Here is an 11,868-nt window from a genome sequence, read left to right as displayed (position 1 = left end):
CTGCCGCCAATTCAAATCCGGCGGGCAGTGATCTATCTGGCTCATGTCCGTGCCCCCATGTTAGCCTGCCCTGTGCCCTGATCCCCTCCCCCCCCCTCTTGGCCGGAGGCCCGCCGATGCGCCACAGCCCGACCCTGCCGCCGCTGCCCGCCCTGCGCGCGTTCGAGGCGGTGGGCCGCACCCTCAGCTTCCGCCGGGCTGGAGAGGATCTGCTGATAAGCCAGAGCGCGGTCAGCCACCACATCGCCCGGCTGGAAGCCGACCTCGGGCTGCCGCTGTTTCTCCGCCATGCCCGGGGGGTCAGCTTTACCCCCGACGGCGAACGCTATTACCATGCGGTGCGCGCTGCCTTTGCCGGGCTGGCCGCCGCCACCGCCGCCCTGCGCCCGGCGGCGGTCCGCCCGCTGCGCCTGAGCGTCCTGCCGTCCTTCGCCCAGATCTGGCTGGTGCCCCGGCTGCCGGACTGGACCCGCCGCGCCCCCGGGGTACAGCTTGAGGTCAATTCCACGCTGGCGGTCGCCGATGTGGCGGCGGGGGATGCCGATATCGCCATCCGCTACGGCGACGGGCCGTGGCCGGGCAGCACGGCGCGGCTGCTGCTGCGGGAGCGGCTGGCCCCGGTGATCAGCCCGGCGCTGGCCGCCCGTGGCCCGGCCCTGCACACCCCGCAGGACCTGTTGCGCCACACCCTGCTGACCAACATGCGCCCAAGCGACTGGCAGGCATGGGCCGGGGCCTGCGGGCTGGATCTGTCCGGCGCCCGCTGGCTGCAACTGACCGATTACACGCTGGTGATGCAGGCGGCGCAGGACGGGCTGGGGGTGGCGATGGGGCGGCAGGCGCTGCTATCGGCCCTGCTGGCCGCCGGGGCGCTGCGCCCGGCCCTGCCGGAGACCCCGGCGGTGGCCGGGGCCGGGTACTGGCTGGTCACCGCCCGCAGCGGCAGCCCGCATCCGGCGCGGTCCCGGTTTCTGCGCTGGATCAGCAGCCAGCCGCCGGTTCTGCGGGAAGAGGGCGGCTGGCCGCCCCGGCCGCCTCACGGGGGCCGGGGGCCCCGTGGCACTGCACCTGATCCCGCCCGTTCTCCTTGGCGCAGTACAGCGCCTCATCGGCAAAGCCGAACAGATCGCGGATGACGCCACCGGCAATCCGGTCAGAGCCACAGACCCCGAAACTGGCCGTGACCCGTAGCGTATGCCCCCCGGCCAGCATCGGGGTGCCCCCCACCGCCTGCCGCAGGCGCTCGGCAACCGCCGCCACCGCCACCGTGCCCTGCCCCGGCAGCAGCAGCACAAATTCCTCCCCGCCGATGCGGAACAGCTGCCCGCTTTCCTCAGCCCGCAGGGCAGACCGCACCCGGCCCGCCACGGTCTTCAGCACCTCATCGCCCACCGCATGGCCATAGGTATCGTTAACCGCCTTAAAGTGGTCGATATCAAACACGATCATGCCCGCCGGGGCCCCCGGCCCGCACGGGGCGGCACAGGCCGCGTCAAAGACCTTGCGGTTGAGCAGCCCCAGCAGCGGATCATGGGTGGCTTCATAGGCCAGCGATTCCTCGCGGCCTTTTTCGGTACTGATATCATGCAGCACCCCGATCATCCGCACCGGGGTGCCGTCGGCCCGGCGCTCGGCGATGCGGCCATCGACCCGGTACCAGATCCAGCGCCCGTCAGCGGCCCGCAGCCGGATATCATCATGACAGCGGGAAGTCTCGCCGTCGCGCATCTGCCGCCAGCTCCGGCGCAGGATCTGCCGGTCATCACGGTGAATCCGCCGCAGCACCGCGCGGACCGTATCGCGCCACTGACCCCGGCGATACCCCAGGGCGGCCACCGCGCGGTCAATCACCTCCAGACGGCCGGTATCGCACCACAGTTCCCACAGGCCCAGACCACCGGCAAACAGGGCAAACTGAAGCCGGTCTTCGGCGTCATGCAGTTTCTGTTCGGCCCGGCGCTGCCAGACGCGGTCCCGCACGATCAGGGTCAGAATCAGCGCGGTCAGCACCGTCATGACGCCGACCACCGCCAGAGCGGTCTGTTCCGCCCGGACCACATCCTGCAGAAAGACCTCATTCCGGGATCTGTACCGAGATGATCAGCGGCAGGCCCGGCACCCGCTGCGAGGCGAGAAACAGCCCGAACTGCCGCCCGGCAACCACCGCTGCCGGACTGTCGGGCGCCATCAGGTCAAGAAAAGCCTTCTGACGCGGGCCGGAGACCCAGACATCCCGGGCATCCCCCTCACCGCTGCGGCTTTCAAACAGCAAAGCCCCCTCCAGCGTCTGAAGACGGATCAGCGCATTGTCGAACAGCCGCCCGACCACCGCCTCCCGCAGCGCTGATTCCAGCGACAGAAAGGCCACCCCGGCACCGTTAAAGGCCCCCTCTTCCGTCCAGGTCCCGCGCTCCACCGCCAGAAACCACGCCTGCCGTCCGATCGGTCTGGCAATCCGCACCACCGGGCCGGACCAGTGATCCCGCGTGCGGGCCACCACCGCCGGACCGGAAAAGGCCCGCATGTCGGTCCGCCCTTTCAGGAACTGATCCAGAATCTCCCCGGACGGGGACACCGCGACATAGCCATCAAGCGCCCCACTCCAGCGCGCATCCCGCTGTAAGGTCTCGCGCAGCAGGGCATAGCCTTCCCCCGGCCCGGAAACCTCGCCCAGCCGCGCCGCCGATATCGCCAGCTGGTCGGCCCGGCCCAGCAGCGAGGCGACCCGCTCGGCATAGCCTGCCGCCGCCAGCCCCGTCCGCTCGGTGCCCAAAGCCACCGCCCGGCGGTGTTCCAGCACCGTCGGCACAAACAGGGCGGCAATCACCCCCAGCATCAGCAGCGTCGACAGCGCCACGCTTAACACCACGATGCGGTTGCCGTTGCCTTTCCTGCGGAGCGGTCCCATCCCTTACTCTCCCCCCGGCACGGCGGCCTGCACATCGGCCGAAATCCCCACCGCGGCGATAAGGGCGGGCTGCTGCACCACCAGCATCGCCCGCGTGGCGGCCAGATCCCCGGCAGAGGGGCTCTGCAGGCTCATCCCGGCCCCCTGCAACCGCTGCTGCGCCTGATCCTGACTGGCGCGGGCCTCTTCGCGCCCGGCCTCAACCGCATCATCCCACCCGGCACGGACCGCCGCCTGCTGGGCCGGGGTCAGGCGGGTCCAGACACTGCGCGAGGCCATCGGGATGAAAAACGAATAGCTGACCCCGGCCAGAAAACCGTGCCGCAGCCCTGATTGCCACAGGCGCCCGCTGACCACCGTGGTCGGCGTCGTCAGGATGCCATCCACCCGGCCTGAGCGCAGGGCCTCCGGCACATCCGGCCACGGCACCAGCACCGGCACCGCCCCCAGCGCCTTCAGCAGCATCTCATTCATCGCCCCGCCAGCGTAGCGGATGCGCAGGCCCTGCAGATCGGCAAAGCGGCTGACCGGCCTGCTGACCGTAAAGACGTGAACCGGCCCCAGATCCAGCCACCGCCCGATCACCACCACATCCAGCGACTGCATCAGCTTTCTGCTCAGCAGTGCCCCCAGCGGCCCGTCAACCAGCCCGGCCAGCGTATGGGGGTCACGCCCCATCAGGGACGGCAGCAGCAGCGCATTCAGATCCGGCTGATGGGCATCAAGGTTCCAGAGTCCGGGGGCCGCGAACGCAATGCGGGCGGTTGTCAGCGCTTCCGCCTCATCACGGCCCCGCACGGCCTCGGCAGAATGCTTCAGGGTCAGACTGTGGGGCATCAGGGCCGGGCCGACGGTCTGGACAAAGCGGTCCAGAAACTGCGTCTGCGGATGATCCGGCGTGTTTTCGGTTGAGACCATCAGCTCCGCCGCGCGGACAGGCAGCGAGAGGACGCACAGAACCGTAAGTATAGAAATAAAAAAACCCATCCCCGGCACCCTGTCACCCGCTCATATCGGGGATACCACGCTTACTGCCCCCCTGACAACATAGCCATCGTAATCATGATGGCTCATATAGTTTTATTATAATACTTATATAATATAAAGTTATCTTATTGATTTTACTAATTTTTTATTAGACGAAGCCTAACCCGCTCCCCTGTCGCCTACGCCCGGTCCCCTTGACCCCCTGCACCCCAGAAAAAATCGCGAAACGGATGAAAATTATTTCGCGAATGCCCTTGCGCCCGGAGACGCGCCTCTTACATCCATGGCATAGACACACCTTATCGGGATCACATTCTCGCCATGGACCACAACGACAAAGCCGCCATTGACGGACTCTTCGACCGCCTGCGTCAGGCCGAAGCCGGAAGCCCGCCGCGCGACACCGCCGCCGAGGCCCATATCCGTGATACCCTGACCCGCCAGCCCGCAGCCCCGTATTACATGGCGCAGGCCCTGCTGGTGCAGGAAAACGCCCTTCAGTCCCTGTCCGCCCGGGTTGAGGAGCTGGAACGCGAACTGGCCAGCCGCCCCGCTGCCGGTGGCGGCTTCCTCGGCAGCCTGTTCGGCGGCCCGCGCCCGCAGACCCCGGCCTACGGCCCCGGCGCGCAGCGCCCCGGCGCGGCGCTGTCGCAGGGGATGCAGCCGTTCCAGCAGGCCCCGCGCGGCAGCTTTATGGCCGGTGCCCTGCAGACCGCCATGGGCGTCGCCGGGGGTCTGATCCTTGGCAATATGCTGGCTGATATGATCACCGGCGGCAACGATGCGCAGGCGGCGGAAGAGCCCGCCCCTGCCCCTGAACCGGCCCCGGAAGAAGACGCCTTTGCCGATTTCGGCGGGGATGAAGAGTTCTTTTAAGATCTCTTCCCCGGCACCACCGCCCCCACCGGCCCCGCCGGAGGGGGAGGGGGGAGACCCCGATCCGGCACCGCCTTCCCTGTCATTCCGGCGGTGCTGACTCCCTCCTTCAGGCCCGGTGCCGGGTTTCTTCCGTGACCCGGTCCGGCTCCCCCGCCCCACGCGGGAGCCGGTTCCTTCCCACACCCTGCCCCTTCCCGTTCCGGCAGGGTGGGCCCTTGCTTTTTCCTGCTCCTTACTCCGCCTTGGCCCTGCCCCCTCACCGGGGCGGGGCTTTTTTTGCTGTCAGGGGGCTGCCGCCCGCACCAGCGCCGCGACATCGGGCCGCCCGTCCTGCCGCAGGCCCGCCGCCACCCCGGCGCGGTCGGGGGCCGGGCGGTTCTGGCTCATCTTGCGTTTGCCTTCAATCCGGGTCAGCGGCATCCGGACGCCGATGATTCCCTTCAGCATCGCCGCCAGAAACGGGGCCGGGGCATCATCAACCGACCACGGGGCGGCGCGGCCCTGCTCATGGCGGTCGGTCAGGCCGCTGACCACCGCCCGCAGCCGGTCCGGGTCGTCAAAAAACTCCGGGGTGCCCCACGCCTGCACGGTGACATAGTTCCAGGTCGGCACCGCCTGCCCGTGCTCAGCCTTTGACGGATACCACGACGGCGTGACATAGGCATCCGGCCCCATAAACACCGCCAGCGCCCCGGTGCCCGGCGCGATCCGCGCCTGCCGGTTGTTGCGGGCGACGTGGCCGTACAGGGTGCCGAACGGCCCTTCCTCCGCCGCCAGCAGCAGCGGCAGCGGGGTCGCCAGCAGGCCATCGTCCCCATGGGTGATAAAGGTGGCCAGACCGGTTGCCGCCATCAGGGCGTGCTGGTCGGCCAGAGCATCAAAACGGAAGGCGGCAGGACATTCCATGGCCGGGTGTTCCCCCAAAGCGGTCGCGGTCAGCAGGCCGGATCCGCCGGGACAGAACAGACATGCCCGGCAGCCGGATCCTGACGGGTCTATACCCCGGAACCGGACTGCCGGACATGGCCGGTTTCACAGTTTCTGACCAGTCCACTAAACCCGCCGGAAGGCTTTTGGGGGGACATTCCACCGGGTGTTCTGTGGGGCGCGGACGGTCAGCGTGATCCGGCCCGGCCCATGGGCTGCCTGTCGGGGGGCAGACCACAGACCGGATGCGGAAGGGCATCGGGGCGGTCTCCGGCGCGGGCAGGGCAACCGGAGAGAGACGCCTTCCGAAGTCTGATACGCGGCAGCGGACAAAACCCGGCGAAAAAAACAGCCTGCCCCTGAAGTCTTCTCAGAGGGTCATTCTCAGAGGGTCATTTTGGCAGGACTATTCTGGCAGGGGGCCGGATGATCCGTGATTGCTGCTGTCCTGCCACGCCAGAAACTCGGCGGTTTCCAGCCCCCGGGTCAGCACAAAGCTGTAGTCCAGCCGCTGACGCTCCGCCTCCGCCACCGAGGCGGGCCAGGTGTGCAGCAGCCGTTCCAGCCGGGGCAGGTCAATCAGGCGGCTGGCAGCGGGCGATGCCTTCAGCCGTTCCAGCGCGGCCAGCATCGCCGGTCTCTCGGCACTGAGAATGGTGTACCAGTCGCCAAGCTGGCGCCCGGTCCTGCGGTCCCGCTGCATATCTTCCGGCAGATGCGGGGCCAGAATCGACCGGGCAATCGCCCGCGTCACTCCGTTGTGAACAAAAGCTTCCTGCGGTAGGGCCGCAAAAAACTCCGTGCTCCAGCGGCTGCCCAGCGGGTCGCGCCAGTCCATGCCATGCAGGGCCCGGTACTCAACCATCCACTGGCCGATCGCCTCATCGCCATGAAACCAACACCGCGAGGCGTGGGCGGAGGGGACCTGTACCCCGGTCCGGATCCGGTAACGGTCCAGATCCAGACGGTCCCGCATCTTCACCTCAGCCGCAAAAGACGGATTAAGGGCGGAGAAGAACCCCCACGGCAGGCCCGGCCAGCCCCGGCGCCAGCTGCGCAGCCTCCACGGCTCGCAGGGGGCGAAAAACCGGTTGCGGATCAGCGGAAGAAGCCCGAGCGGTGCGTGTTTCTCGCGCTGATACAGGTGCCGCAGCAGCGCCCAGATCCGCCCCTGCCGCAGCAGCGACAGCTCCACCGCGCCGCCATGATAGCTGTACAGAAAATTGCCGCCGCCACCGCCCAGAATCACCCGCCCGCCCCGCTCCGCCATAAAGCGGAACAGCGGCAGGAACCAGGCCCCGTTGACGCGGTTGTCGGCGGGCATCCCCGAAGACAGATGCCACCGCGCCCGGTTCCTCTCGCCCCAGTCCTGCCCGTCGTCGCCGACCGTGTGCCACAGCAGGCCCGGCTGCCGGGCGGCAAAGGCAGCGGCCCGCCCGGATTCGTCATAATAATGCCCGTCCTCATCCGGCGGCACCGGGCCACCGGGCACCCGGGTCAGGGCAAACAGCCGGTCAGGATCGACATAGCGGCGGGCGAACAGGGTCACCGTGCTGCTGTCCAGCCCGCCGGTCAGGCAGGTGCCGACCGGCCCCACCGCCCGCACCGAGGCCGCAACCGCGCGGTCAACCACCTCGGTCGCCGCCTCGACCGTTTCCGCATGGCTGGCAAAGCGCAGGGTGCCCGGCCGGGGCATCGACCGTTTCCGCATGGCTGGCAAAGCGCAGGGTGCCCGGCCGGGGCATCGACCACCAGCACCGCTGCACCGCCCGCTCCGGCGTTATCGTCAGGATATGCCCCTGCGGCACCCGGCGGATTGCCGTATACAGGGTCTGCCCGCTGTCGGCGGTGTTCAGGATCAGGCGGTCAGCGACCGCCATCCCGTCGATCTCGCGCGGCACATCGGGCAGGGCAAGCAGGGGCCGCAGCCGGGTGGCAAAGGCGATGACCTTCGGGCCGTGGTGGATAAACAGGGACCGGCCCTGAAGAGGATCGCGCGCCAGCGTCAGCGTGCGGGATCCCGGCTGCCACAGGGCAAAGGCAAAATCGCCGTACAGGCGGGTGACGGCATCACCGCCCCAGCGTTCCAGCGCCTTCAGCACCAATGCCCCGTCGGGCACAGCCGCCGCCGCGCCGGAAAGGCCCAGCCTGTCGGCCAGCTCCCCCCGGTTATCCAGCCTGACATCGGCAGCCAGAATGCCGCCGGACGGCCCTTCCAGCGGCATTTTTTCCTGCGCATCTTCAGGCGTGAAAACGTGCTGGCGGTGGACCAGCGCAAACGCACCCTGTCGCCAGACCCGGGCCGGGGCGATGCCCCGGGCGTCCATCCCCTGCGTCAGCCTGTCAATATCGTATCTGTCAACCGGCTGACCATCCAGCCGCCAGAGACCGGCAAAGTCACTCATCGGGGCTTAAGACACTGCGTCATAGCCGGGTCCGTCACCCCCCGGGGTTCCCCCCGCGGCGGTCTGGTCCACCGGCAGCACCGTCAGCTCCGGCCGGTGCCACGGGCGTCGTCCCTCATCCTCGGCCCCGGCATCCTCACCGGACATCACACAGCTCTGTTCATCGGCCATAAACGGACCCTCCTGTAACAAAATCAACGCGCTCAGAGGACAGAAGGCCCCGGCAGTGCAGCGGAGCCCCTCTGTACGACACACGGTTTAAGGCGTATGTCCAGGATATGCTATATGTTTCTTATCTAATTATTAAGCGGCGCGGGTCTGCATGGCACCACCCCGGCCCTGTCCAGCGGACCTGTCTGCTCAGGACGAGGTGGGCACCCCGCTACCGTCCGATCCCGGGGATTGCGAGGCAGCGGTCTGGTCCACCGGCAGCACCCCCAGTTCTGGCCGGTGCCACGGGCGCAGCCCCTCATGCCGGGCCCCGGCACCGTCGCCGGACATCACACAGCTCTGTTCATCGGCCATAAACGGACCCTCCTGTAACAAAATCAACGCGCTCAGAGGACAGGAGGTCCCGGCAGTGCAGCGGGGCCCGTCTGACGGCCTTTCTAGTCCGCACCACCAAGATATTCTATAAGTTTTTTATCACACTCTAATAATCTACTATAAGGCGATATCCGTCTCCATTACGCGTGGAACCAGCCATGCACGGTCCACCGTCCCTTCAGCGGGTCGGCATCCGCCCCCGCAACCGGCAGGACCTGATGCCAGCAGTCGGCGGGAAAGATCACCAGACTGTTGTGCTCTACGACCAACCGGGTAGCCTGCAACAGGCGCGGCTCCCCGTCCGCCGCCGTATCATGCAGCAGCAGATCGCCCCCGCTGAAACACTGCGGAAGCTGGAAAAAATAGAACACGAAGGTCAGCGCCCGGTCAGGGGCCCCGTCGCCCCGGTCGCGGTGCACCCGCAGGAAGTGACCGTCGCTGTGGCTGGCGATTTCCACCTCCACCCTGTCTGATGTCAGGGGCGACAGGCCAAAACGGCGCAGCAGGTCATGGCGGGCAATCACATCGCGCACAATCGGCAACAGCAAGGCCCGTGCCCCCTGACCCGACATGCGCAGCGACTGCCGGTAGGCGGTGTCCAGCAGCCGGGGCTCGCCGTTTCTCGCCATGCGTGACGGCTCCAGCTCATCCTGCCGGGCCGTGACGATGCCCCACAGCGCCGCCATCTGCGCTGCCGACAGCACCGACCGGCTGAGGAAGAACGGGGCAGGCCGGTCATCCGCCGGATCCGGGTGATCCGCCAGCCCGTGCCCTTGCAGCACGGCAAGGCGGCGCCGGGCGGGCAGACGGTCCGGCGCCAGGGCCAGACAGGCGCGGTACGCTTCTGCCGCGCCGTCAAGATCCCCGGCGGCGCGGGCGGTCTCCGCCCGACGCCATGCCCTGTCGGCGCTGTCCGGCTGCTCCCCCGCCCGTCGGGCCAGATCCTGCTGAAACCGCAGAAGAACCGCGCGGGGGATCCCCTCAGTCTGTAGGGTCCGCTTCATTCCGCCCTCCGTTATCTTACCCCGGCAGCACGTCTGCTGTGGTGCCGTCTGCTGTGGCATAGCCATGACGCGCCATCACCGCACCGTGGTCGGCAACAAGCCGTGCGGCCTGTTCCGCGCTCAGCTCATCGCGCCATCCCTGCGCCCGCCCCTGCCGGAAGAACCGCTTCTGCATCGCTGTTTTCTCAGCAAAGCCGGTCTCGCGTTCCTGACGGCGCAGGCGGCTGAAGGTGCAGGCGGCCACCGCCTTCTCCACCAGAGGCAGATCATCCGGCAGGCCGAGGAAACCGGCGATCCGGGCAACCACCGGGACCGGATCGGCCAGAAGATCCTCATACCGCACCAGCAGCAGGCGCCCCTTAAACGCTTCGGTCCAGGACCGGACATGATCTGACCAGTCGCCGATCTGTTCCGGCATGGCGGGCCTGCCCGGCAGACCGGCCCCGCCCGCCGCCGTGGCAGAGCGCCGCATCCGGGCAATAACCCGGTCAATGGTCACGCCGGAATGATCCGCCCAGGACGGGGCCACCGCCCGGGGATCCCGCACCAGATAGACCGCCCCCGCCGTCACCGCATCGGGGAAGCGGGCCGGATCATAGCAGTCATGCACCTTCAGGCAGCGGGCCTGCCAGCCCGGTGTCACCCAGCCCGGTGCCACCCCGCCTGAAGCCACTCCAACAGGGTCGGTCAGCAGGCGGAAGGCTGACTGGCGCAGGGCCAGCAGCTCCGGCGCGGTCAGGTCGGCGGTCGGCACATCGGTCACCGCTTCCAGCCAGTGGCGGTCAAAAACCGCCGGACAGGACCGGTCAAGCCGGTCAAGCGCCGGGGGCTCCCCCCCATGGGTCAGGCTGTCGATCAGGCAGCGGGTCCAGGTGTTGCCGGATTTGGGGTAAGAGGCGATCCAGAACAGTCCTGTCACCGCTCAGTCCCCCGCCGCCGGGCCGGGCAGCGTCCCGTCCGCCACCGCCTCGACAAGGCGCACCACCTCCTCCATGCGGGAGAAGTCAAAGGGCCGCACCAGCCGGACCATCGGCACCTGCTGCGCAAGGCGGACCGCTGCAGAAAACATCTCGCCCTGCCGCCCCAGCCGCCTGCCGACCGAAGGCCGGGACACATGGCTTAACAGCAGCGGCACCGCCGCCGCCGGGGATACCGCCTCGCAGGTGACACTGTCCCCGGTCTTCAGCAGCACCAGCCTGTCGAGCGGGCGCGGTGCGGTGTCGAAGGTCTGCGGTTGCAGGTCGAACTTATCCAGACCGTCGCGGACGCGCGGCAGCCCGGTCAGCGGCTGCCCCATCGCATCCAGCGAATCGCGCCACAGCTTCAGGCGGGGATAGGCGGGCCGCAGCGTCACCCCTGACGTCAGCACCGACAGATCATCAGACAGCAGGGTATGGCCCCGCCGGGCCAGCGCGAAGGCCAGCGTTGATTTTCCCGCGCCGCTGGCCCCCAGCAGGGCCAGTGTCCTGCCGTTGATGGTCAGCGATGCGGCATGCAGGGGCAAAACCCCGCGCTGGTGGCAGAAGGCGGCCAGACCCACCCCCAGCAGAAAAAGCCGCCATCCGGCGGCCTGCTCCGTGCCCAGCGGCTCAACGGTGATCCGCCGCCCGCCTTCGATCACCATCCGCACCACGTCGGGCACGCAGACCCGCACCGCCCCGTCTGCCGTGACGGTCAGCCACGGCTCCCCGTCCTGCGGCGGGGGCACCGGCCCGGCGACAATCTCAAGATCAACGGCGGTATCGCCCTGTCCATCCCAGACCGGCAGCTCAGGAAGGGGCAGCGCACTGCGCACACGCCAGCCGCAAAAAAGATAGTCGCCTTCCATACACCGATCCCCTATGTTCACAAACCCTTACGCCTGTTTCAATCAGACGTAGATAGCCCATCAGAACGACAGAGCCCTGAGAATGCTGACCCTGCAATCCCATGTCCGCCGCTCCCCGGCACCTCTCGCCGCGCCGATGGACAGCGACCTAGTACTTATGGATGCCGACAATGGCAACTATTACTTCCTTGATGCTATTGGCCGGGACCTGTGGGACCACCTTGCCGGGCCGGTCGAGATCGAGCAGCTGTGCCGCACTTTTGACAGTCGCTATGATGCCCCCGCCGACGTCATCCGCCGGGATGTGATCGACCTGCTGACCACCATGCAGGCGAAAGGCCTGATCGAGGTGACAGATCCGGCAGCCACCGGCCAGACCTGAAC

General features: G+C 67.9%; 13 protein-coding genes and 1 pseudogene. 3 read left to right on the top strand and 11 right to left on the bottom strand.

Going from position 1 to position 11,868, the window contains the following annotated elements; translation table 11 throughout:
* Nucleotides 1-116: 116 nt before the first annotated feature.
* A pseudogene (locus G365_RS23375) lies at nucleotides 117-926 on the top strand (LysR substrate-binding domain-containing protein); the annotation flags it as partial.
* Nucleotides 927-981: 55 nt separating this feature from the next.
* Here the strand turns inward: G365_RS23375 and G365_RS24290 are convergent.
* From G365_RS24290 to dctP, 3 genes are read right to left on the bottom strand one after another with little or no spacing between them, the layout of a single operon-like run.
* Nucleotides 982-2,058, bottom strand: a complete 1,077-nt coding sequence (locus G365_RS24290; RefSeq protein WP_019644142.1) for a GGDEF domain-containing protein — start codon at nucleotides 2,056-2,058, stop codon at nucleotides 982-984.
* 16 nt (nucleotides 2,059-2,074) lie between these two features.
* On the bottom strand, nucleotides 2,075-2,908 hold the full coding sequence (locus G365_RS0103625) for a hypothetical protein (RefSeq protein WP_019644141.1): 834 nt from the start codon (nucleotides 2,906-2,908) through the stop codon (nucleotides 2,075-2,077).
* A gap of 3 nt (nucleotides 2,909-2,911) precedes the next feature.
* A complete protein-coding gene (dctP, locus tag G365_RS0103620) occupies nucleotides 2,912-3,826 on the bottom strand; it encodes a TRAP transporter substrate-binding protein DctP (RefSeq protein ID WP_169545040.1) in 915 nt (304 codons plus the stop codon).
* Nucleotides 3,827-4,216: 390 nt separating this feature from the next.
* Here dctP and G365_RS0103615 point away from each other — a divergent pair, with 390 nt between their 5' ends.
* The gene (locus tag G365_RS0103615; protein WP_019644139.1) at nucleotides 4,217-4,771 is read left to right on the top strand and encodes a DUF2076 domain-containing protein; all 555 of its coding nucleotides are present in this window, start codon (nucleotides 4,217-4,219) and stop codon (nucleotides 4,769-4,771) included.
* A 285-nt stretch (nucleotides 4,772-5,056) separates the two neighbouring features.
* Here the strand turns inward: G365_RS0103615 and G365_RS0103610 are convergent, their stop codons facing one another.
* The 8 genes from G365_RS0103610 to G365_RS20180 all read right to left on the bottom strand — a co-directional run bounded on the left by G365_RS0103610 (nucleotide 5,057) and on the right by G365_RS20180 (nucleotide 11,484).
* The gene (locus G365_RS0103610; protein WP_019644138.1) at nucleotides 5,057-5,680 is read right to left on the bottom strand and encodes an FMN-binding negative transcriptional regulator; all 624 of its coding nucleotides are present in this window, start codon (nucleotides 5,678-5,680) and stop codon (nucleotides 5,057-5,059) included.
* Nucleotides 5,681-6,107: 427 nt separating this feature from the next.
* Entirely contained in the window at nucleotides 6,108-7,397 is a 1,290-nt protein-coding gene (locus G365_RS22665; RefSeq protein WP_051089835.1) for an asparagine synthase-related protein, read from the bottom strand.
* On the bottom strand, nucleotides 7,327-8,106 hold the full coding sequence (locus G365_RS22660) for a class II glutamine amidotransferase domain-containing protein (RefSeq protein ID WP_051089834.1): 780 nt from the start codon (nucleotides 8,104-8,106) through the stop codon (nucleotides 7,327-7,329). Before G365_RS22660 ends, G365_RS22665 begins: the two co-directional genes overlap by 71 nt.
* 6 nt (nucleotides 8,107-8,112) lie before the next feature.
* Nucleotides 8,113-8,277, bottom strand: coding sequence for a hypothetical protein (locus tag G365_RS24065; RefSeq protein WP_019644137.1), 165 nt, complete (start codon nucleotides 8,275-8,277; stop codon nucleotides 8,113-8,115).
* A 189-nt stretch (nucleotides 8,278-8,466) separates the two neighbouring features.
* Nucleotides 8,467-8,631, bottom strand: a complete 165-nt coding sequence (locus G365_RS24060; RefSeq protein WP_019644136.1) for a hypothetical protein — start codon at nucleotides 8,629-8,631, stop codon at nucleotides 8,467-8,469.
* 161 nt (nucleotides 8,632-8,792) lie between these two features.
* Nucleotides 8,793-9,656: a 2OG-Fe(II) oxygenase gene (locus G365_RS0103590; protein ID WP_019644135.1), complete on the bottom strand. Its 864-nt coding sequence runs from the start codon at nucleotides 9,654-9,656 to the stop codon at nucleotides 8,793-8,795.
* 16 nt (nucleotides 9,657-9,672) lie between these two features.
* On the bottom strand, nucleotides 9,673-10,575 hold the full coding sequence (locus G365_RS20185; RefSeq protein ID WP_019644134.1) for a sulfotransferase domain-containing protein: 903 nt from the start codon (nucleotides 10,573-10,575) through the stop codon (nucleotides 9,673-9,675).
* A 3-nt stretch (nucleotides 10,576-10,578) separates the two neighbouring features.
* A complete protein-coding gene (locus tag G365_RS20180; protein ID WP_019644133.1) occupies nucleotides 10,579-11,484 on the bottom strand; it encodes a hypothetical protein in 906 nt (301 codons plus the stop codon).
* Nucleotides 11,485-11,566: 82 nt separating this feature from the next.
* On the opposite strand from G365_RS20180, the gene G365_RS0103575 reads away from it, so the two are divergent.
* A complete protein-coding gene (locus G365_RS0103575) occupies nucleotides 11,567-11,866 on the top strand; it encodes a PqqD family protein (protein ID WP_026345064.1) in 300 nt (99 codons plus the stop codon).
* Nucleotides 11,867-11,868: the final 2 nt, after the last annotated feature.

Source organism: Novispirillum itersonii subsp. itersonii ATCC 12639, assembly GCF_000381985.1.
In the GTDB taxonomy this organism is placed as follows: Bacteria; Pseudomonadota; Alphaproteobacteria; order Rhodospirillales; family Rhodospirillaceae; genus Novispirillum; species Novispirillum itersonii.
This window is presented reverse-complemented; position numbering and strand designations above follow the sequence as displayed.

Coding starts and splice junctions, on each gene's coding strand:
- G365_RS22665 (WP_051089835.1), bottom strand. CDS start 7,397: ATGCCCCGGCCGGGCACCCTGCGCTTTGCCAGCCATGCGGAAACGGTC.
- G365_RS0103625 (WP_019644141.1), bottom strand. CDS start 2,908: ATGGGACCGCTCCGCAGGAAAGGCAACGGCAACCGCATCGTGGTGTTA.
- G365_RS0103575 (WP_026345064.1), top strand. CDS start 11,567: ATGCTGACCCTGCAATCCCATGTCCGCCGCTCCCCGGCACCTCTCGCC.
- G365_RS0103610 (WP_019644138.1), bottom strand. CDS start 5,680: ATGGAATGTCCTGCCGCCTTCCGTTTTGATGCTCTGGCCGACCAGCAC.
- G365_RS24065 (WP_019644137.1), bottom strand. CDS start 8,277: ATGGCCGATGAACAGAGCTGTGTGATGTCCGGTGAGGATGCCGGGGCC.
- G365_RS0103615 (WP_019644139.1), top strand. CDS start 4,217: ATGGACCACAACGACAAAGCCGCCATTGACGGACTCTTCGACCGCCTG.
- G365_RS24060 (WP_019644136.1), bottom strand. CDS start 8,631: ATGGCCGATGAACAGAGCTGTGTGATGTCCGGCGACGGTGCCGGGGCC.
- G365_RS20180 (WP_019644133.1), bottom strand. CDS start 11,484: ATGGAAGGCGACTATCTTTTTTGCGGCTGGCGTGTGCGCAGTGCGCTG.
- G365_RS0103590 (WP_019644135.1), bottom strand. CDS start 9,656: ATGAAGCGGACCCTACAGACTGAGGGGATCCCCCGCGCGGTTCTTCTG.
- G365_RS22660 (WP_051089834.1), bottom strand. CDS start 8,106: ATGAGTGACTTTGCCGGTCTCTGGCGGCTGGATGGTCAGCCGGTTGAC.
- dctP (WP_169545040.1), bottom strand. CDS start 3,826: ATGGTCTCAACCGAAAACACGCCGGATCATCCGCAGACGCAGTTTCTG.